This is a genomic window from Streptomyces sp. NPDC002640 (assembly GCF_053592575.1).
Genome location: NZ_JBSFVZ010000020.1, coordinates 93,688 through 113,824 on the forward strand (window position 1 = coordinate 93,688; position 20,137 = coordinate 113,824).

The 20,137-nt window shown below is 71.5% G+C and carries 17 protein-coding genes; 2 read left to right on the top strand and 15 right to left on the bottom strand.

From position 1 onward, the window contains the following. Positions 1–60 precede the first annotated feature (60 nt). From pgi to ACWD3O_RS24660, 11 genes are all read right to left on the bottom strand, one after another. Complete coding sequence (pgi, locus tag ACWD3O_RS24610) at positions 61–1,713, bottom strand: glucose-6-phosphate isomerase (protein ID WP_451417373.1); 1,653 nt, start codon at positions 1,711–1,713, stop codon at positions 61–63. Between the two features lie 207 nt (positions 1,714–1,920). After that, the gene (locus ACWD3O_RS24615; RefSeq protein ID WP_003957010.1) at positions 1,921–2,256 is read right to left on the bottom strand and encodes an RNA polymerase-binding protein RbpA; all 336 of its coding nucleotides are present in this window, start codon (positions 2,254–2,256) and stop codon (positions 1,921–1,923) included. A gap of 268 nt (positions 2,257–2,524) precedes the next feature. Further along, complete coding sequence (gene secG, locus ACWD3O_RS24620; RefSeq protein ID WP_451412496.1) at positions 2,525–2,755, bottom strand: preprotein translocase subunit SecG; 231 nt, start codon at positions 2,753–2,755, stop codon at positions 2,525–2,527. Positions 2,756–2,932: 177 nt separating this feature from the next. Further along, positions 2,933–3,709 carry a triose-phosphate isomerase gene (gene tpiA / locus ACWD3O_RS24625; protein WP_356131037.1) on the bottom strand — a complete coding sequence of 259 codons (777 nt, stop codon included), beginning with the start codon at positions 3,707–3,709 and terminating at the stop codon, positions 2,933–2,935. A 4-nt stretch (positions 3,710–3,713) separates the two neighbouring features. Continuing rightward, the gene (locus ACWD3O_RS24630; RefSeq protein WP_451417374.1) at positions 3,714–4,925 is read right to left on the bottom strand and encodes a phosphoglycerate kinase; all 1,212 of its coding nucleotides are present in this window, start codon (positions 4,923–4,925) and stop codon (positions 3,714–3,716) included. Between the two features lie 117 nt (positions 4,926–5,042). Further along, positions 5,043–6,050 (bottom strand): type I glyceraldehyde-3-phosphate dehydrogenase, encoded by a 1,008-nt coding sequence (gene gap, locus ACWD3O_RS24635; protein WP_451412460.1) that lies wholly within the window; start codon positions 6,048–6,050, stop codon positions 5,043–5,045. A 250-nt stretch (positions 6,051–6,300) separates the two neighbouring features. Continuing rightward, the gene (whiA, locus tag ACWD3O_RS24640; RefSeq protein ID WP_451412461.1) at positions 6,301–7,290 is read right to left on the bottom strand and encodes a DNA-binding protein WhiA; all 990 of its coding nucleotides are present in this window, start codon (positions 7,288–7,290) and stop codon (positions 6,301–6,303) included. Beyond that, positions 7,281–8,369 (bottom strand): gluconeogenesis factor YvcK family protein, encoded by a 1,089-nt coding sequence (locus ACWD3O_RS24645; protein WP_451412462.1) that lies wholly within the window; start codon positions 8,367–8,369, stop codon positions 7,281–7,283. The genes whiA and ACWD3O_RS24645 overlap by 10 nt, the downstream gene beginning before the upstream one ends. Next, positions 8,366–9,322, bottom strand: coding sequence for an RNase adapter RapZ (gene rapZ / locus ACWD3O_RS24650; protein WP_451412463.1), 957 nt, complete (start codon positions 9,320–9,322; stop codon positions 8,366–8,368). Before rapZ ends, ACWD3O_RS24645 begins: the two co-directional genes overlap by 4 nt. Further along, on the bottom strand, positions 9,319–11,826 hold the full coding sequence (uvrC, locus tag ACWD3O_RS24655) for an excinuclease ABC subunit UvrC (protein ID WP_451417375.1): 2,508 nt from the start codon (positions 11,824–11,826) through the stop codon (positions 9,319–9,321). The genes rapZ and uvrC overlap by 4 nt, the downstream gene beginning before the upstream one ends. A gap of 26 nt (positions 11,827–11,852) precedes the next feature. After that, the gene (locus ACWD3O_RS24660; RefSeq protein ID WP_451417376.1) at positions 11,853–12,284 is read right to left on the bottom strand and encodes a Rieske (2Fe-2S) protein; all 432 of its coding nucleotides are present in this window, start codon (positions 12,282–12,284) and stop codon (positions 11,853–11,855) included. Between the two features lie 113 nt (positions 12,285–12,397). On the opposite strand from ACWD3O_RS24660, the gene ACWD3O_RS24665 reads away from it, so the two are divergent. Beyond that, positions 12,398–13,306 (top strand): carbohydrate kinase family protein, encoded by a 909-nt coding sequence (locus tag ACWD3O_RS24665; protein WP_451417377.1) that lies wholly within the window; start codon positions 12,398–12,400, stop codon positions 13,304–13,306. A gap of 103 nt (positions 13,307–13,409) precedes the next feature. Here the strand turns inward: ACWD3O_RS24665 and uvrA are convergent, their stop codons facing one another. Beyond that, positions 13,410–16,322: an excinuclease ABC subunit UvrA gene (gene uvrA / locus ACWD3O_RS24670; protein WP_451412467.1), complete on the bottom strand. Its 2,913-nt coding sequence runs from the start codon at positions 16,320–16,322 to the stop codon at positions 13,410–13,412. Between the two features lie 239 nt (positions 16,323–16,561). Between uvrA and ACWD3O_RS24675 the strand changes: the two genes are divergently transcribed. Further along, the gene (locus tag ACWD3O_RS24675) at positions 16,562–17,218 is read left to right on the top strand and encodes an MBL fold metallo-hydrolase (RefSeq protein WP_451417378.1); all 657 of its coding nucleotides are present in this window, start codon (positions 16,562–16,564) and stop codon (positions 17,216–17,218) included. 2 nt (positions 17,219–17,220) lie between these two features. On the opposite strand, the gene aroQ is transcribed toward ACWD3O_RS24675, so the two are convergent. From aroQ to ACWD3O_RS24690, 3 genes are all read right to left on the bottom strand, one after another. Beyond that, a complete protein-coding gene (gene aroQ / locus ACWD3O_RS24680; RefSeq protein WP_451412469.1) occupies positions 17,221–17,694 on the bottom strand; it encodes a type II 3-dehydroquinate dehydratase in 474 nt (157 codons plus the stop codon). 61 nt (positions 17,695–17,755) lie between these two features. Then, positions 17,756–18,865: a calcium:proton antiporter gene (locus ACWD3O_RS24685; protein ID WP_451412470.1), complete on the bottom strand. Its 1,110-nt coding sequence runs from the start codon at positions 18,863–18,865 to the stop codon at positions 17,756–17,758. 84 nt (positions 18,866–18,949) lie between these two features. Next, positions 18,950–19,927 carry a TerC family protein gene (locus tag ACWD3O_RS24690; protein WP_451417379.1) on the bottom strand — a complete coding sequence of 326 codons (978 nt, stop codon included), beginning with the start codon at positions 19,925–19,927 and terminating at the stop codon, positions 18,950–18,952. Between the last annotated feature and the right edge of the window lie 210 nt (positions 19,928–20,137).

Consider the following 20,137-nt stretch of genomic DNA (forward strand, 5'->3'; position numbering starts at 1 on the left):
GGGGGCTTCGCCGTTCCCGCCCCGCGGTGGGCACGGCCCGCCCGCGGTGCGGGAACGGGGTCACCGCCCCCGCAGCTCGCGGTACTTCGCGACCAGCGCCTTGGTGGACCCGTCCAGCCCCGGCACGTCCGCCCCCTCCGTGAGCGCCGGCTCCACGCGCTTGGCGAGGACCTTGCCCAGCTCGACGCCCCACTGGTCGAAGGAGTCGATGTCCCACACCGCGCCCTGCACGAACACCTTGTGCTCGTAGAGCGCCACCAGCTGCCCCAGCACGGACGGCGTCAGCGACTCCGCGAGGATCGTGGTGGTCGGGTGGTTCCCCAGGAACGTGCGGTGCGGCACCAGGTCCTCGGCGACGCCTTCCGCGCGGACCTCCTCCGGCGTCTTGCCGAAGGCCAGCGCCTGCGTCTGCGCGAAGAAGTTGGCCATCAGCAGGTCGTGCTGCGCCTCGAGTTCCCGGCTGAGCCCCTCGACCGGCCGGGCGAAGCCGATGAAGTCGGCGGGGATCAGCTTGGTGCCCTGGTGGATCAGCTGGTAGTACGCGTGCTGCCCGTTGGTGCCGGGCGTGCCCCAGACCACCGGCCCGGTCTGCCACTCCACCGGCCGCCCGTCCCGGGCCACGTACTTGCCGTTGGACTCCATGTCGAGCTGCTGCAGGTACGCCGTGAACTTGGAGAGGTAGTGGCTGTACGGCAGGACCGCGTGCGACTGGGCGTCGTGGAAGTTGTTGTACCAGATGCCCAGCAGGCCCAGCAGGAGCGGGGCGTTGGCCTCCGGCGGGGCGGTGCGGAAGTGCTCGTCGACCAGCCGGAAGCCGTCCAGCATCTCGCGGAAGCGGTCCGGGCCGATCGCGATCATCAGCGACAGGCCGATCGCCGAGTCGTAGGAGTAGCGGCCGCCGACCCAGTCCCAGAACGCGAACATGTTCTCGGTGTCGATGCCGAACTCGGCGACCTTGCCGGCGTTGGTGGACAGCGCCACGAAGTGCTTGGCCACCGCTTCCTGGCCGGCGCCGAGCTGCCCGAGCAGCCAGGTGCGCGCCGACGTCGCGTTGGTGACCGTCTCGATCGTGGTGAAGGTCTTGGAGGCGACGATGAACAGCGTCTCCTCCGCGTCCAGCCCCTGCAGCGCCTCGTGGAGGTCGGCGCCGTCGACGTTGGAGACGAACCGGAAGGTCAGCGAGCGGTCGGTGTAGGAGCGCAGCACCTCGTAGGCCATGGCGGGGCCGAGGTCGGAGCCGCCGATGCCGATGTTGACGATGTTCCGGATGCGCCGGCCGGTGTGCCCGGTCCAGCCGCCGGAGCGGACCCGCTCGGCGAAGCCGGCCATCTTCTCCAGGACCGTGTACACCGCTGGCACCACGTCGGCGCCGTCGACCTCGATCGAGGCGTCGCGCGGGGCGCGCAGCGCGGTGTGCAGGACGGCCCGGTCCTCGGTGATGTTGATCTTCTCGCCGCGGAACATGGCGTCGCGCAGGCCGAAGACGTCACGGGCCGCCGCCAGGTCCCGCAGCAGCCGCAGGGTCTCGTCGGTGACCAGGTGCTTGGAGTAGTCGATGTGGAGGTCGCCCACGCGCAGGGTGAGGGCGGTGCCGCGGGTCGGCTCCGCGTCGAACAGTTCGCGCAGCCGCACCTCGCCGAGCGCCTCGCGGTGCTTGGCCAGAGCGTTCCACTCCGGCAGCCGGTTGAGCCTCGGACGGCTCTCTGCGTTCATCGGATCTGCCCTCTTTCGTCCTGCCGGGTCTGCGGGCCGCGTACCCGTGGTGCGGCCCCTGCCAACCTAGTTGATCAGTCCCGGAACGGCGCGATCGTCCACAGGCCGAAATCGCGTCCCGGCCGTCCGTCGCGCACCGCCGCCGGTGCGGGCCCGGGCACGCCGAACGGCCGGACGCCCGTTCGGGGTCCGGCCGTTGACGCCGTCTCAGATCTCGCCGCGCAGCTTGGCCAGTGCCTCGGCGAGGATCGCCTCGCCGTCGGCGTCGCTGCGCCGCTCGCGCACATAGGCGAGATGGGTCTTGTAGGGCTCGGTGCGCGGCGGGTCCGGCGGGTTGTCCCGGTCCTGCCCGGCCGGGAAGCCGCAGCGCGGACAGTCCCAGGTGTCGGGGACCTGCGCGTCACTCGCGAAACTCGGCTGGGTCTCGTGCCCGTTGGAGCACCAGAAGGAGATGCGCAGCCGGGGCGCGGACTCACCGCGCTCGGCCTCGCCCATCGGCCCCGCCCCGACCCGACTTCCTCGGATCGCGTTGCCACTTGCCACGGTCGTAACTCCCTGCGTGATGGTCCGCGAAGCTGGTCGGCGCAGCGCTTCGCCGCGAGCGCCCTCAGTAGGCCCGGTCAGTCTACGTAAGGCCCAACGCGCGTCCAGTGACGGGAGTTGCGGACCCCCGAACGGACGCAGGCCCCATGATAGGCCGCCTCCCAGGAGGCGCACCCGTCATGGGGCCTTGCGCGCGGAGTGGATCCGGATCGTGGCCGTCGTGCCTCTGTCTTTCGGCCGTCGACGGTCGATCAGCGTCGATTTCCGGTCAGTTGGCGACCTTCGTCAGGATGCCGAGCACCACGATGCAGGCGAACCACAGGACACCGACCACCACGGTGATGCGGTCCAGGTTGCGCTCGGCGACCGAGGAGCCGCCGACGGAGGACTGCATACCGCCACCGAACATGTCGGAGAGGCCGCCGCCCTTGCCCTTGTGCATCAGCACCAGCAGCATCAGCAGCAGGCTGAAGACGATCAGGGCGATCTGGAACCCCATAACCACGGCTGGACCAACTTCCTCGGATTCGGATGGGACGACGGGGCACCGGCGCCCCTGGCGACCCGCGCGCCGCAGGCGACACGCTGGTCAGGACACCGGACCCCGCAAGGGTACGACGGATCGCCTCCGCCGCCTACTCGCTCCCGGCAGGCATCACCCACCGGGCACGGCCGGTCACTGGTCGCGGAACCGGACGATCTTCACGAACTCGTCGACGTCCAGCGAGGCGCCGCCGACCAGGGCGCCGTCGATGTCCTGCTTCGCCATGATCTCGGCGACGTTGCCCGACTTCACGGAGCCGCCGTACTGGATGCGGATCTTGTCGGCGACGTCCTGCGAGTACAGCTCGGCCAGCTTGCCGCGGATCGCCCCGCAGACCTCCTGGGCGTCGTCGGCGCCGCAGACCTGGCCGGTGCCGATGGCCCAGACCGGCTCGTAGGCGACGACGACGGTCTCGGCCTGCTCGGCCGGGACGTCCTTGAGGCCGCCTTCGACCTGCGCGAGGGTGTGCTCGACGTGCCGGCCGGCCTGGCGGACCTCGAGCTCCTCGCCGACGCACAGGATCGGCGTCAGCTCGTGCTTGAAGGCGGCCTTGACCTTGGCGTTGACGATCTCGTCGGTCTCGTTGTGGTACTGGCGGCGCTCGGAGTGGCCGACGGCCACGAAGGAGCACTTCAGCTTGGCGAGCATGGCGCCGGAGATCTCGCCGGTGTAGGCGCCGGAGTCGTGCGCGGAGATGTCCTGGGCGCCGTACTTGACCTTCAGCTTGTCGCCGTCGACCAGCGTCTGCACGGAGCGCAGGTCGGTGAAGGGCGGCAGCACGGCGACCTCGACGGCCTCGTAGTCCTTCTCCGCCAGGGCGAAGGCGAGCTTCTGGACGTGGGCGATGGCCTCGAGGTGGTTGAGGTTCATCTTCCAGTTGCCGGCCATCAGCGGCGTGCGGGTGGTCATCGGGTCAGTCCTCCAGTGCGGCGAGGCCGGGGAGCGTCTTGCCCTCGAGGTATTCGAGGGAGGCGCCGCCACCGGTCGAGATGTGGCCGAAAGCGTTCTCGTCGAAGCCAAGCGTACGGACCGCCGCGGCGGAGTCTCCGCCGCCCACCACGGTGAAGCCCTTGGACTCGGTCAGCGCCTGGGCGACGGCGCGGGTGCCCTGGGCGAAGTCGGGGTGCTCGAAGACACCCATGGGGCCGTTCCAGAAGACGGTGGCGGCGTCGGCCAGCTTCTCGGCGTAGAGCTCGCCGCTGCGCGGGCCGATGTCCATGCCCGCCTGGTCGGCCGGCATGGCGTCGGCGGCGACGGTGTCCGGGTTCGCGGGCGCCTTCGTCCTCAGGTCCGGGAACTGGGGGGTGACGAGCGCGTCGACCGGCAGCACGATCTCGACGCCGCTCTTCTCGGCCCGCTCCATGTACTCGGTGACCGTGGCGAGCTGGTCCTCCTGGAGGAGGGAGGTGCCGACCTCGTAGCCCTTGGCCTTGAGGAAGGTGAAGGCCATGCCGCCGCCGATCAGGATGCGGTCGGCCTTGTCCAGCAGCCGGTCGATCACGGCCAGCTTGTCGGAGACCTTGGCGCCGCCGAGGACCACCGCGTAGGGGCGGGCCACCTCGTCGGTGAGCTTCTTGAGGACCTCGACCTCGGCGGCGATCAGGTAGCCGGCGTAGTGCGGCAGGCGGGTCGGCAGGTCGAACACCGACGCGTGCTTGCGGTGGACCGCGCCGAAGCCGTCGCCGACGTAGACGTCCGCGAGGGCGGCCAGGCTGTCGGCGAAGGCGCCGCGCTCGGCGTCGTCCTTCGAGGTCTCGCCCGCGTTGAACCGCAGGTTCTCGATCACGGCGACCTGGCCGTCCCGCAGGCCCTCCACGGCGGCCTGCGCCGACGGGCCGACGGTGTCCTCGGCGAAGGCCACCGGGGCCCCCAGCAGCTCGCCCAGCCGCTCGGCGGCGGGCCGCAGCGTGAAGGCGGGGTCCGGGGCGCCCTTGGGACGGCCCAGGTGCGAGGCGACGACCACCTTGGCGCCGGCCTCGGCGAGCGCCTTCACGGTCGGCAGCACGGCCCGGATGCGGCCGTCGTCGGTGATGCGGCCCTCCGCCAGCGGCACGTTGAGGTCGGCACGGACGAACACGCGCCTGCCGTTCACTCCCTCGGCGAGCAGTTCGTCGATCGTCTTCATACAGGGACTCCTCGGTGACTGAGCTGGATCGCACGTGCAGCAGGGCCCGGACGGCGCCGCACTGCGCCGTCCAAGCCCTGCTCGCACATCGGTGGATCTATACGTTACGGCTCGAACTCAGAGCTGGTTGCCCACGAAGACCGTCAGGTCGACCAGGCGGTGGGAGTAGCCCCACTCGTTGTCGTACCAGCCGATGACCTTCACGGACTTGCCCTCCTGAACCATGGTCAGCGAGGAGTCGAAGGTGCAGGAGGCCGGCTGGGAGACGATGTCGGAGGAGACGATCGGGTCCTCGGTGAAGACCAGGATGCCCTTCAGGGGACCCTCGGCGGCCTTCTGGAAGACCGCGTTGACCTCTTCCTTGGTGGTCTCGCGGGAAAGCTCCACGACCAGGTCGGTCACCGAGCCGGTGGGGACCGGGACGCGCATGGCCATGCCGTCCAGCTTGCCCTTCAGCTGCGGGAGGACCAGGGCGGTGGCCTTGGCGGCGCCGGTGGTCGTCGGGATGATGTTGACGGCCGCGGCGCGCGCCCGGCGCAGGTCCGAGTGCGGGAAGTCCAGGATGCGCTGGTCGTTGGTGTAGGCGTGGACCGTCGTCATCAGGCCCTTGACGATGCCGAAGTTCTCGTCGAGCACCTTCGCCATCGGCGCCACGCAGTTGGTGGTGCAGGAGGCGTTGGAGATGACGTGGTGATTCGCCGGGTCGTACTGGTTCTCGTTGACGCCCATCACCACGGTGAGGTCCTCGCCCTTGGCGGGGGCGGAGATCAGGACCTTCTTCGCGCCGCCCTCGAGGTGCTGGGCGGCGGCCTCGCGCTTGGTGAAGATGCCGGTCGACTCGATGACGATGTCGACGCCGAGCTCGCCCCAGGGGATGTCGGCCGGGTTCCGCTCGGAGAGGACCTTGACGGTCTTCCCGCCGACGGTGATCGAGTCGTCGGTGTGGGTGACCTCCTCGGCCAGGCGGCCCAGGACGGTGTCGTACTTGAGCAGGTGTGCGGTGGTCGCGGTGTCACCAAGGTCGTTGACAGCCACGACTTCGACGTCCGCACCCTGGTCGAGCAGAGCCCGGAAGTAGTTGCGACCGATGCGGCCGAAGCCGTTGATGCCTACGCGGATCGTCACGAACCCATCTCCTTGTTGGTGCGCCGGTACGGCAAAGCCACCGTCCGGCGAGCTGTATGAGTTGTCCCCGACCGCCTCCGACCCTACCGCTCGCAGGGCGCGGAAGTGACATTGAGATGGCCCATACCCGGCAGCGACCTCCTTACCCACCGGTAGCCGGACGGAACACGCTCTTCCGTGCAGGCGGGCGCACACATGACGACGGGGACGCGGTCGGATTCCGCGTCCCCGTTCAGCCTTTGATCACGCGTCAGCCTGCGAGGTTGTCCGCCAGTTCCTCGGACAGACCGGCCTCCGTACCAGGGATTCCGAGGTCGGAGGCGCGCTTGTCCGCCATGGCCAGCAGGCGGCGGATCCGGCCGGCCACCGCGTCCTTGGTGAGCGGCGGGTCGGCGAGCGCGCCGAGCTCCTCCAGGGAGGCCTGCTTGTGCTCCATGCGCAGCCGTCCGGCCGCCGCGAGGTGCTCGGGCACCTCGTCGCCGAGGATCTCCAGGGCGCGCTGCACCCGGGCCCCGGCGGCCACCGCGGCGCGGGCCGAGCGGCGCAGGTTGGCGTCGTCGAAGTTGGCCAGCCGGTTGGCGGTGGCGCGGACCTCGCGGCGCATCCGCCGCTCCTCCCAGGCGAGCACCGACTCGTGCGCCCCGAGCCGCGTCAACAGCGCGCCGATGGCATCACCGTCACGGACGACGACCCGGTCGACGCCGCGCACCTCGCGGGCCTTGGCCGCGATGGACAGCCGCCGCGCCGCGCCCACCAGGGCGAGGGCCGCCTCGGGACCGGGGCAGGTGACCTCCAGCGACGAGGAGCGGCCGGGCTCGGTCAGCGACCCGTGCGCCAGGAAGGCGCCGCGCCAGGCCGCCTCGGCGTCGCAGGTGGCGCCGGAGACGACCTGCGGGGGCAGTCCGCGGATCGGGCGGCCGCGGCCGTCGACCAGTCCCGTCTGCCGGGCGAGCTGGTCACCGCCCGCGACCACCCGCACCACGAACCGCGAGCCGCGGCGCAGGCCGCCGGGAGCCATCACGATCAGTTCGGAGCTGTGGCCGAAGATCTCCAGGATGTCGCGCTTGAGGCGCCGGGCCGCCATGGCGGTGTCCAGCTCGGCCTCGATCACGATGCGCCCGCTCACCAGGTGAAGGCCGCCGGCGAACCGCAGCAGGGCGGAGACCTCCGCCTTTCTGCAGCAGGTCCTGGTGACGGGGAGCCGTGAGATCTCGTCCTTCACAGCCGGCGTCATCGCCATGGGCCGATCCTTCCATGCATCCGAAAAATACGGTCGTACGCGGCTGCCAACAGCTCCGGATCGTGCCGGGGGGTTCCGTCGGTCCGGGCCACGGGGGCCAGCTCGACCGCCGCGCCGACCCGCTTGGCGGCCGCGGCGAGCGCTGCGCTGTCGGGCACGGCGGCCTCGTCGGCCAGCACCACGTCCAGGGCGAGTTTAGGGGCGTGTCGTGCCAAAACCTCCACATGACGCTGCGGGGAGAAGCCTTCGGTTTCTCCCGGCTGGGGCGCGAGGTTCAGCGAGAGCACCCGGCGCGCGCGGGTCTGCGTCAGCGCCTCGAGCAGTTCCGGCACCAGCAGGTGCGGGATCACGGACGAGAACCAGGAGCCCGGTCCGAGGACCACCCAGTCGGCGTCCAGCACGGCCTCCACGGCCTCCGGGACGGCCGGCGGGTCGTGCGGCACCAGGTGGACGGACTGCACCTCGCCGGGGGTCAGCGCCACCGTGGCCTGCCCGCGGACGGTGTCCACGTCGTCCGGGCGCGCCGGGTCGTGGCCCCGCACCAGGGCCTGGAGCTCCAGCGGCACCGCCGACATCGGCAGCACCCGGCCGTTCGCACCGAGCAGCCGGCCCACCAGGTCGAGCGCCTGCACGTGGTCGCCGAGCTGCTCCCAGAGGGCCACGATCAGCAGGTTCCCGACGGCGTGGCCGTGCAGGTCGCCCTCGGTCTGGAAGCGGTGCTGGATGACCCTGGCCCAGGTCTGGCCCCAGTCGTCGTCCCCGCACAGCGCGGCCAGCGCCTTGCGCAGGTCGCCGGGCGGCAGCACGCCCAGTTCCTGGCGCAGCCGGCCGCTGGAGCCGCCGTCGTCGGCCACGGTGACCACGGCGGTCAGGTCGCCGGTGATCCGGCGGAGCGCGGCCAGCGAGGCGGACAGACCCATGCCCCCGCCCAGGGCGACCACCTTGGGCTGGGCGCCGCGTCGGCGGGGGCGGGCTCCCCTGACCTCGGCGGGTGCGCGCACGGCGCTCCCGGCCTCCCGGCGGAAGGCGGGTGCGGCCGTGCGGCGCAGGCCCCGCAGGCGCGGGGTGTGGTGTCTCATTCGCGTCCCATGTCCCGGTGGACGACCACCGTCTCGACCCCGTCGGCGGCCAGGCGCTTGGCGAGCTTCTCCGACATGGCGACGGAGCGGTGCTTGCCGCCGGTGCAACCGACGGCCACGGTGACGTAGCGCTTGCCCTCGCGGCGGTAGCCGGCCGCGATCATGTGCAGCAGCTCGGTGTACCGGTCGAGGAACTCCTTGGCTCCTGGCTGCGAGAAGACGTAGGAGGACACCTCCTCGTTGAGGCCGGTGTACGGGCGCAGCTCCGGCACCCAGTGCGGGTTGGGCAGGAAGCGCATGTCCACGACGAGGTCGGCGTCGACGGGCAGGCCGTACTTGAAGCCGAACGACATCACGGTGGCCCGCAGCTCGGGCTCCTCGTCGCCGGCGAACTGGGCGTCCATCTTGGCGCGGAGCTGGTGCACGTTGAGGCCGGAGGTGTCGATCACCAGGTCGGCGTCGCCGCGCAGCTCGCGCAGGAGTTCGCGCTCGGCGGCGATGCCGTCGACGATGCGGCCGTCGCCCTGCAGCGGGTGCGGGCGGCGCACCGACTCGAAGCGGCGCACCAGGGCGTCGTCGGAGGACTCGAGGAAGACGAAGCGCCGCTTGACCTGGCGGGCGTCCAGCTCGGCGAGGGACTCCCGGAGGTTGTCGAAGAAGCGGCGTCCGCGGACGTCGACGACCACGGCGATCCGCGCGACGTTGCCCTGGCTGCGGGCGCCGAGCTCCACCATGGTGGGGATCAGCGCGGGCGGCAGGTTGTCGACGACGAACCAGCCGAGGTCCTCCAGGCACTTCGCGGCGGTGGACCGGCCCGCGCCGGACATGCCGGAGATGATCACCAGTTCGGGGGTGGCCGGCTCGGCCGCCACCTGGGGCGTGTCCTCCGCCGTCGTCACCTCGGCCGCTCCGTCGTCCGTCCGGGCGGTCTGCCCTGGCTGTTGCTGCGTCATGCGTGTTGCCCCCGTCTCTCGTCCTTGCTGTCCGGGGCCCCTTCCGGGTCCCCGCCGCGCGCCTTCCCGCCCGCGTCCTCTGCCAAGCCTTCACCCCGGCCGCCCGGGTGATACCGCGCCGCCCCGCCGGCCGGGTCCGCGGCGGGCACCGCGCCCGGCTCCCGCGCGGCGGGCGTGTCCGCCCCGCCGGACGCCGGGGCCGCGTTCCGCGGCCCGGGGTCCGGCTCGCGTGCCGGTGCGGGCCCTTGCGCGGGCTCGGGCGCGAGTTCCGGTTCGGGTTCCGGCTCGCGTGCCGGGGCGGGTCCTTGCGCGGGCTCGGGCGCGAGTTCCGGTTCGGGTTCCGGCTCGCGTGCCGGGGCGGGTCCTTGCGCGGCCCCCGACTCCGGTCCTCGCGCGGGTTCCGGTGCGGGTCCTCGCGCGGGTTCCGGTGCGGGTCCTCGCGCGGGTTCCGGCGCGGGTCCTCGCGCGGGTTCCGGCTCGGGGCCCGGTGCGGATGGTGCCGCCGGTTGTGCCGGGGCCGGGGCCGGGGCCGTGTCGTCCAGGATCTCGCCGGTCGCCATGTTGACGGCGGGACCGCCCGGCTCGGCGGCGGCGAGCACCGCGGCGACCGTCTCCGCCGTCTTGCGGCCTATCCCCGGAACCTCCTGGATCTGCTCGATCGTGGCCGCCCGCAGCCGCTTCACGGACCCGAAGTGCTTGAGCAGCGCCTGCTTGCGGGTCTCCCCGAGGCCGGGGACGCTGTCCAGCGGCCCGGACCGCAGCCGCTTGGCCCGCTTCCCCCGCTGGTAGGTGATCGCGAACCGGTGCGCCTCGTCGCGCACCCGCTGCAGCAGGTACAGCCCCTCGCTGCTGCGCGGGAGCACCAGCGGGTCCTCCTCGTCGGGGACCCAGACCTCCTCCAGCCGCTTGGCCAGCCCGCACACGGCGACGTCGTCGATGCCGAGCTCGTCCAGCGCCCGCCGCGCCGCGGCGACCTGCGGGCGCCCGCCGTCGACGACCACCAGCTGCGGCGGGTAGGCGAAGCGTCGCGGCCGCCCGTCCTCCTCCATGGCGGAGGCCGTCACCTCGCCGCCGACGGCGCCGTCGGCCCACTCGCCGGTCCGCTCCTTCTCGACCAGGTAGCGCCGGAACCGCCGGAAGATCACCTCGTGCATGGAGCGGACGTCGTCCTGCCCCTGGAAGCCCTTGATCTCGAAGCGCCGGTACTCGCTCTTGCGCTGGAGGCCGTCCTCGAAGACGACCATCGACGCGACCACGTCCTCACCCTGGAGGTGGGAGATGTCGTAGCACTCGATCCGCAGCGGAGCGCTGTCCAGGCCGAGGGCCTCGGCGATCTCCTCCAGCGCGCGGGAGCGGGTGGTCAGGTCGGAGGCCCGCTTGGTCTTGTGCAGCGCGAGCGCCTGCCCGGCGTTCCGCGTCACCGTCTCCATCAGCGCCTTCTTGTCGCCCCGCTGCGGCACCCGCAGCGAGACGTTCGCGCCGCGCCGGCCGGTGAGCCAGTCCTGCACCGGCTCCAGCGGCTCGGGCAGCGCGGTGACCAGCACCTCGCGGGGGACGGCGTCGCCGGCCTCCTCGCCGTAGAGCTGCTGCAGCGCGTGCTCGACCAGGTCCCCGGTGGTGACGGCCTCGACCTTGTCGGTGACCCAGCCGCGCTGGCCGCGGATCCGGCCGCCGCGCACATGGAAGATCTGGACGGCCGCCTCCAGCTCGTCCTCCGCGACGGCCACCAGGTCGGCGTCGGTGGCGTCGGCGAGCACCACCGCGTTCTTCTCCATGGCCTTGCGGAGCGCGCCGATGTCGTCGCGCAGCCGGGCGGCGCGCTCGTACTCCATGTCCTCGGCGGCGGCCGCCATCTGCTGCTCGAGGCGGCGCAGGTAGGTGCCGGTGCGGCCGCCCACGAACTCGCAGAACTCCTCGGCGAGGTCCCGGTGGTCCTCCGGCGTGATCCGGCCGACGCACGGCGCGGAGCACTTGTCGATGTAGCCGAGCAGGCAGGGCCGTCCGGTGCGGGCGGCGTTCTTGAAGACGCCGGCCGAGCAGGTGCGCACCGGGAAGACGCGCAGCATCAGGTCGACGGTGTCGCGGATCGCCCAGGCGTGGCCGTACGGCCCGAAGTAGCGCACGCCCTTCTTCTTCTGCCCGCGCATCACCTGGACGCGCGGGAACTCCTCGTTCATCGTCACCGCGAGGTAGGGGTAGCTCTTGTCGTCGCGGTACTTGACGTTGAAACGCGGGTCGAACTCCTTGATCCAGGTGTACTCGAGCTGCAGGGCCTCCACCTCGGTGGAGACCACGGTCCACTCCACGGACGCGGCCGTGGTGACCATGCTCCGGGTCCGGGGGTGCAGGTTGGCGAGGTCCTGGAAGTAGCTGGCCAGCCGCTGGCGCAGGCTCTTCGCCTTGCCGACGTAGATCACCCGGCGGTGCTCGTCGCGGAAGCGGTACACCCCGGGGGTGTCCGGAATCTCCCCCGGACGGGGGCGGTAGCTGGAGGGGTCGGCCATGCCCCCAACCCTACTGGGGGCCTCTGTCAGGACGCCTTGCCCGTGACGATCTTGCCGTTCTCGACCTCGACGGGCACTTCGGTGAGCGGAACCGTCGCCGGCGGGTTGAGCACCTGACCGCTTTCGGCGTCGAACCGGCTGCCGTGGCAGGCGCAGGTGAGGGTGGTCTTCTCCAGCCTGGTCATCGCGCAGCCGGCGTGGGTGCACACCGTGCTCCAGGCCTTCAGCGCTCCGTCGTCGGTCCGGGTGACGACGACCTTCTGCTTCGCGTAGAGCTTGACCGTGCCGGCGGGCACGTCGCCCTCGGGCCCGAGCTCGGTGCCGGCCTCGGGGGTCGCGGCCGAGGTGTCGCGGTTCTCCCCCGCCCCGGCGCAGCCCGCGAGGGCGAGGCCCGCCACGGGGGTCAGCGCGACGCCCCGCAGAACGGTACGGCGGCGGAGGTCGTCACTGCCGGACATGCGAAGCTCCCGTGGTCGGCGTGGAGTCTGGCCGCGCCCGACGATACCGGGGGCCCTCGGGTGTGCGAGCGTGGGCCCGTCCCTGCCGTGTCCCTCCGCCGAAGGAGCCGCCCGTGATCGTCGTCGCCGGTGAGGCCCTGATCGACCTGGTGCCCCACGAGCCGGGCCCGCTCTCCCCGCTGCGGCCGGTGCCGGGCGGGGGGCCGTTCAACACGGCGGTGGCGCTCGGCCGGCTGGGCGCCGAGGTGGCGTTCTGCTCGCGGATCTCCACGGACGGGTACGGGGAGGCGCTGCTGGACGCGCTGCGGGCCTCCGGCGTGGACACGGGGCCGGTGCAGCGGGGACCGGAACCGACCACGCTGGCGCTGGCCCGGCTGGACGAGACCGGTTCGGCCTCGTACGCGTTCTACGTGGAGGGCACCGCGGACCGGCTGTTCGAGGCGCCCCGTGCCCTGTCGGCGGGGACGCGGGCGGTGTCCTTCGGCACCTGCTCCCTGGTCCTGGAGCCGGGGGCGAGCGCCTACGAGGAACTGCTGCGGGACTCGGCGGCGCGGGGCCTGTTCACCGTGCTGGACCCCAACGTCCGGCCCGGGCTGATCCCCTCCCCCGGGGCCTACCGGGAACGGTTCCGGTCCTGGCTCGGGTCGGTGTCGTTGCTCAAGCTGTCCGAGGAGGACGCGCGGTGGCTGGGCGGCACGCCGCGGGAGTGGGCGGCGGCCGGGCCGGGGGCGGTGGTGCTCACCCGGGGCGCGGCGGGGCTCACGGTGGTGACGAGGGAGGGGCTGGAGCTGTCCGCGCCGGCGCCGCGGGTGCCGGTGGCCGACACGATCGGGGCGGGCGACACGGTCACGGCGGCGCTGCTGCACGGGCTGACGCTGCGGGGGGCGCTCTCGCCCGCGCATCTCGCCGCGCTCGACGGCGAGGACTGGCGTGACCTGCTCGGCCTCGCCACCCGCGCCGCGGCCTTCACCTGCACCCGCCCCGGCGCCCAGCCCCCGACCGCCGCGGAGCTGGGCCTCTGAAGGTGCTTCCGGGCGCGGTGTCCCGCACGGGTGCCGTCCGGCGGGGGCCGGGCAGGGGAACGGCCCCCGCTCCGGGAGGAGCGGGGGCCGCGGGGTGGTTGCGTCAGGACTTGCGGGCGGAGGCGCGGGAGGCGGCGCGCTTGCGCGGCTTGGCCGCCGGGGACGCGTCGCTGACCCGGTCCCCGAGGATCTCCCGGAGGAACTTGCCGGTGTGGCTGGCCGGCACCCCGGCCACCTCCTCCGGCGTGCCCTCGGCGACGACCGTGCCGCCGCCGGCGCCGCCCTCGGGGCCCATGTCGACGACCCAGTCGGCGGTCTTGATCACATCGAGGTTGTGCTCGATGACGATCACCGTGTTGCCCTTCTCGACCAGGCCGTTGAGCACCTTCAGCAGCTTGCTGATGTCCTCGAAGTGCAGGCCGGTGGTCGGCTCGTCGAGCACGTACACCGTCCGCCCGTTGGACCGGCGCTGCAGCTCCGTGGCCAGCTTGACGCGCTGCGCCTCGCCGCCGGAGAGCGTGGTGGCCGACTGTCCGAGCCGGACGTAGCCGAGGCCGACCTCGTTGAGCGTGCGCAGGTGACGGGAGATCCCGGGGATCGCCTCGAAGAAGTCCAGCGCCTCGTCGATCGGCATGTTGAGGACCTCGGCGATGTTCTTCCCCTTGTAGTGCACCTCGAGGGTCTCCCGGTTGTACCGGGCCCCGTGGCACACCTCGCACGGGACGTACACGTCCGGGAGGAAGTTCATCTCGATCTTGATCGTGCCGTCGCCGGAGCAGTTCTCGCAGCGGCCGCCCTTGACGTTGAAGGAGAAGCGGCCGGGCAGGTAGCCCCGGACCTTCGCCTCGGTGGTCTCGGCGAACAGCTTGCGGATGTGGTCGAAGACGCCGGTGTAGGTCGCCGGGTTGGACCGCGGGGTGCGGCCGATGGGCGACTGGTCGACGTGCACGACCTTGTCGACCAGGTCGTCGCCCTCCACCCGGGTGTGGCGGCCCGGCACCCGGCGGGCGCCGTTGAGCTCGCGCGCCAGGTGGGTGTAGAGGATGTCGTTGACCAGCGTCGACTTGCCGGAGCCGGAGACGCCGGTGACGGCGGTGAAGACGCCCAGCGGGAACGAGACGTCGACGTCCTTCAGGTTGTTCTCGCGGGCCCCGCGCACGGTCAGCTGCCGCGCGGCGTCGAGCGGACGGCGCAGGTCCGGCACCGGGATGGACTTCCGGCCGGAGAGGTACTGCCCGGTCTCCGACGTGGCGTTGGCCAGCAGTTCCTCGAGGGAGCCGCTGTGCACCACCGTGCCGCCGTGCTCGCCGGCGCCGGGACCGACGTCGACGATCCAGTCGGCCGCCTTCATGGTGTCCTCGTCGTGCTCCACCACGATCAGGGTGTTGCCCATGTCGCGGAGCCGGACCAGGGTCTCGATCAGGCGGTGGTTGTCCCGCTGGTGGAGGCCGATGGACGGCTCGTCGAGCACGTAGAGCACGCCGACCAGGCCGGAGCCGATCTGCGTGGCGAGGCGGATCCGCTGGGCCTCGCCGCCGGAGAGCGTGCCGGCGGCGCGGTTGAGGGAGAGGTAGTCCAGGCCGACGTCGACCAGGAAGCGCAGGCGCTCGTTGACCTCCTTGAGGACCCGCTCGGCGATCTTCTTCTCGCGCCCGGTCAGCTTGAGGGCGGCCAGGAACTCGGCGCACTCGCTGATCGAGAGGGAGGAGATCTCGGCGATGGACTTCCCGCTGACCGTGACCGCGAGGACGATCGGCTTCAGGCGCGCGCCCTCGCAGGTGGGGCAGGGCACCTCGCGCATGTAGCCCTCGAAGCGCTCGCGGCTGTTGTCCGTCTCCGCGTCCTCGTGCCGGCGCTTGACGAACGGGATGGCGCCCTCGAACGGCGTGGTGTAGCGGCGCTCGCGCCCGTACCGGTTGCGGTAGCGGACGTCGATCTGGGTCTTGTGCCCGTACAGCAGGGCCTTCTTGGCGCGGGCGGGCAGCCCGGCGAAGGGGATGTCGGTGCGGAAGCCCAGGGCGTCGGCGAGGGCGTCGACCAGGCGGCCGAAGTACTCCTTGGCGTGCCCCGCGGACCACGGGTGGAGCGCGCCCTCCTCGAGCGTCTTCTCCGGGTCCGGGACGATCAGCTCGGGGTCGACCTCCATGCGCGTGCCGATGCCGGAGCAGTCGGGGCAGGCGCCGAAGGGCGAGTTGAAGGAGAAGGAGCGGGGCTCCAGCTCCTCGAAGGAGAGGTCGTCGTACGCGCAGTACAGGTGCTCCGAGAACATCCGCTCGCGCTCGGGGTCGTCGGCCGGGAGGTCGACGAAGTCGAGGACGACCATGCCGCCGGAGAGGCCGAGGGCCGTCTCCACGGAGTCGGTGAGGCGGCGCTTGGCGGAGCTCTTCACCGTGAGGCGGTCCACGACCACCTCGATGGTGTGCTTCTCCTGCTTCTTGAGCTTCGGCGGGTCGGAGAGCTGGACCGTCTCGCCGTCCACCCGGGCGCGGCTGTAGCCCTTGGTCTGGAGGTCGGCGAACAGGTCGACGAACTCGCCCTTGCGCTCGCGCACCAGCGGGGACAGCACCTGGAACCGGCTGCCCTCCGGCAGCTCGAGGACCCGGTCCACGATGGCCTGGGGCGACTGGCGGGAGATGGGGCGGCCGCACTCGGGACAGTGCGGCTTGCCGATCCGCGCGAACAGCAGCCGGAGGTAGTCGTAGACCTCGGTGATGGTGCCGACCGTGGAACGCGGGTTGCGCGAGGTCGACTTCTGGTCGATGGAGACCGCCGGGGACAGGCCTTCGATGAAGTCCACGTCCGGCTTGTCCATCTGGCCCAGGAACTGCCGGGCGTAGGAGGAGAGCGACTCCACGTAGCGCCGCTGGCCCTCGGCGAAGATCGTGTCGAAGGCCAGGGAGGACTTGCCGGAACCCGACAGACCCGAGAAGACGATGAGCGAGTCGCGCGGCAGGTCGAGCGAGACGTTCTTCAGGTTGTGCTCGCGCGCGCCACGGACGATGAGACGGTCGGCCACGCCGTTCCGCACCTTTCTTGGGGGGAGAGGACAGGGGCGGGACCCCCGTCCCTTTTCAGCGTAGGGGGAGCCTCTGACAACACCGGGGGCTTCACCGGTTTCCGCCCTCTACAACAAATCGGACGCTTCCGGCGTTCCCGGTGTGGGCTACCGAGCTTATAGCACGCGCATTCGATTCTGAGGCGATCCCTTCCCGCTTCACCCGAACGTGTCGGACCGGGCCGCTATAGGCTGCGAACATGACGTACACCGGAGCGGTGAAGGTCGGCGGCCCGGCCGATGTGCACGAGCTGCAGGACCTGATGATCACCAAGATCGCGGTCGGCCCCATGGACAACAACGCGTACCTGCTGCGCTGCCGGGCCACGGACGCGCAGCTGCTGATCGACGCGGCCAACGACGCCCGGACCCTCCTCGGCAGCATCGGCGACGACTCGATCGCCTCGGTCGTCACCACCCACCGCCACCCCGACCACTGGCAGGCGCTCGCCGAGGTGGTGGCCGCCACCGGGGCGCTCACCTACGCCGGCCGGGAGGACGCCGAGGGCATCCCGGTCCCGACCGACGTGCCGCTGGACGACGGCGACGTGGTCCGGGTGGGCCGGGTCGAGCTCGTCGCCCGTCACCTGGTGGGGCACACGCCCGGCTCCGTCGCGCTGGTCTACGACGACCCGCACGGCCACCCGCACGTCTTCACCGGCGACTGCCTGTTCCCGGGCGGCGTGGGCAACACGCGCAAGGACCCGGAGGCGTTCGCCAGCCTGATCCACGACGTCGAGACCAAGCTGTTCGACGTCCTGCCCGACGAGACCTGGGTGTACCCGGGCCACGGCGACGACACCACCCTCGGTGCGGAGCGCCCGCACCTGCCGGAGTGGCGCGCCCGCGGCTGGTGACCTCAGGCCTTCGCGACGCCCGCCCCGGCCAGCGCGGCGACGCGCTCCACGGCGAAGACGTAGCCCTGGAGCCCGCAGCCCGCGATCACGCCGTCCGCCCGCCGCGAGACGTAGGAGTGGTGCCGGAACTCCTCGCGGCGGTGGATGTTGGAGATGTGGACCTCCACCACCGGCAGGCCGTCACAGGTGTTGAGGGCGTCGAGGATGCCGACCGAGGTGTGCGAGTAGGCCGCGGGGTTGATCACGATGCCGCAGTGGTTCTGCCGGGCCTCGTGGATCCAGTCGATGAGCTCGCCCTCGTGGTTGGACTGGCGCAGGTCGACGGTGCCGCCGTGGGCGGCCGCCGCCTCGGCGCACATCGCCTCCACGTCGGCGAGGGTGCCGGTGCCGTACACGTCCACCTGGCGCTGGCCGAGCAGGTTCAGGTTCGGCCCGTTGAGGATCATGACGGGGGCGTCGGCGAGCGTGCGGGGCATGGGCGGACCTCCGGTGCGTGGATCTTCTGTGATCGGCTCCGAAGGGTCTATCACGGCCCGCTCAGGGGATGACGGACAGTTCCAGATACGCGGCGAGGATCGCCAGGTGCAGGCCCGCCTGGAGCGGTGTGGCCCGCCCCGGGGCGATGGTCAGGGCACCGACCAGGACGGTCAGCGCGAGCAGCACCATGTGCGTGGCGCCCAGGCCCAGGACCAGGGGCCCGCTGAGCCAGATCGACGCCACGGCAACGGCCGGGATGGTCAGGCCGATGCTGGCCATGGCGGAGCCGAGGGCGAGGTTGAGGCTGGTCTGCACCCGGTCCCGGCGGGCGGCGTGCACCGCGGCGATGGTCTCGGGCGCGAGCACCAGCAGGGCGATGACCACACCGACGACCGCGTGCGGCATCCCGGCGGCCTCGACGCCGCTCTCGATGGTGGGCGAGACGCCCTTGGCGAGTCCGACCACGCCGATCAGGGCCAGCAGGAGCAGACCGACGCTGATCAGGGCCGTCCGGGCGGAGGGCCTGTCGGCGTGGTCGTCCTCGGTGAGGACGCCGCCCTCGCGGGCCACCGGCAGGAAGTAGTCGCGGTGCCGCCGCGTCTGGGTGGCGACGTAGAGACCGTAGAGCACGAGCGCGGCGACGGCGGCGAACACCAGCTGGGCGCCGCTGAACTCCGGGCCGGGGGCGCTGGAGGTGAAGTTGGGCAGGACCAGGCTGAGGGTGGCCAGGGTGGCCACGGTGGCGAGGGCCGCGCCGGTGCCCTCGGAGTTGAAGATGGCGGTGCGGTGCCGCAGCGAGGCGACCAGCAGGCTGATGCCGACGATGCCGTTGAGGGTGATCATCGCGGCGGCGAAGACGGTGTCGCGGGCGAGGGTGGCGCTCTGCTCCCCGCCTCCCACCATCAGCATGACGATCAGGCCGACCTCGATGATGGTGACGGCGATCGCGAGGATCAGCGAGCCGAACGGCTCGCCCACCCGGTGGGCTATCACCTCGGCGTGGTGGACCGCGGCGAGCACCGCGCCGGCCAGCGCCAGGGTCATCAGCGCGACCATCACCCCGGGGACCGAACGCCCCCAGGTGAGGATCAGCAGAACGACGGAGAGGACCGGCGCGGCTGTCGCCCAGATCGACCCGGAGGGCCGCTTGCGGGCAGACAGGAATTTCATGCGCCGATCCTCTCAATCGTTGGTCAGGTCCGCACCGTGAGCCGGGTCCCGGCCGGCGGGGTGTCCGTCGGCCGGGACCCGCGCTCAGGAGCCGGTGGTGTCGGCCGCGACCTCCGCCTTCGCCTTCTTCCGGTTGGCCATCAGGCTGGTGATCGTGGTGATCACCAGGACGGAGCAGATGACGCCCAGGGAGACCGGGATGGAGATCTCCGGGACGTGCACCCCGGACTCGTGCAGCGCGTGCAGCACCAGCTTCACGCCGATGAAGCCGAGGATCACGGACAGGCCGTACGACAGGTGGACCAGCTTCTCGAGCAGTCCGCCGATCAGGAAGTACAGCTGACGCAGACCCATCAGGGCGAAGGCGTTGGCGGTGAAGACGATGTACGGGTCCTGGGTCAGGCCGAAGATCGCGGGGATCGAGTCCAGCGCGAACAGCACGTCGGTGGTGCCGATGGCCAGGATGACGACCATCATCGGCGTCATGACCCGCTTGCCGTTCTCACGGATCCACAGCTTGGTGCCGTGGTAGCGGTCGGCCACGCCGAAGCGGCGCTCGGCGGCCTTGAGGAGACGGTTCTCCTCGAACTCCTCCTCCTCGTCCTTGGCCCGCGCCTCCTGGATGAGCTTCCAGGCGGTGTAGATCAGGAACGCGCCGAAGATGTAGAACACCCAGGAGAAGCTGCTGATGATCGCGGCGCCGGCCGCGATGAACACGGCCCGCAGCACCAGGGCGATCAGCACACCGATCAGCAGCACCCGCTGCTGGTACTGCGACGGAACCGCGAACTTCGCCATGATCAGGACGAAGACGAACAGGTTGTCGACGCTGAGCGACTTCTCGGTCACGAAGCCCGCGAAGAACTCACCGGCGGGCGCGCCGCCGGCGAAGACGAGCAGACCGAGGCCGAACAGGATCGCGAGGCCGATCCAGACGGCGGTCCATATGCCCGCCTCCTTGATCGACACGTCATGCGGCTTGCGGCCGATGAAGAAGTCGGCGCCGATGAAGATGGCCAGCACGGCCACCGTGGCAACCCACAGAGACATGGAAACTTCCACAGACACCTCCGGTCACAGAGAGAAACCGGAGGTCTCTTCCACCCGCGGCCTGGACCACGGGCCGACGCCCCGGGCTCGGGACTTCTGGCCCGAGCCGTATTGACGGGAACGCCGCAGCAGACAGGGAGTACTCCCCTCCGTCTGCTCGAAGGTACACCAACGACCAAGGAAAGGTAAAGGGCGTCTTTACCTTTCCTTGGTGCCGCTTTG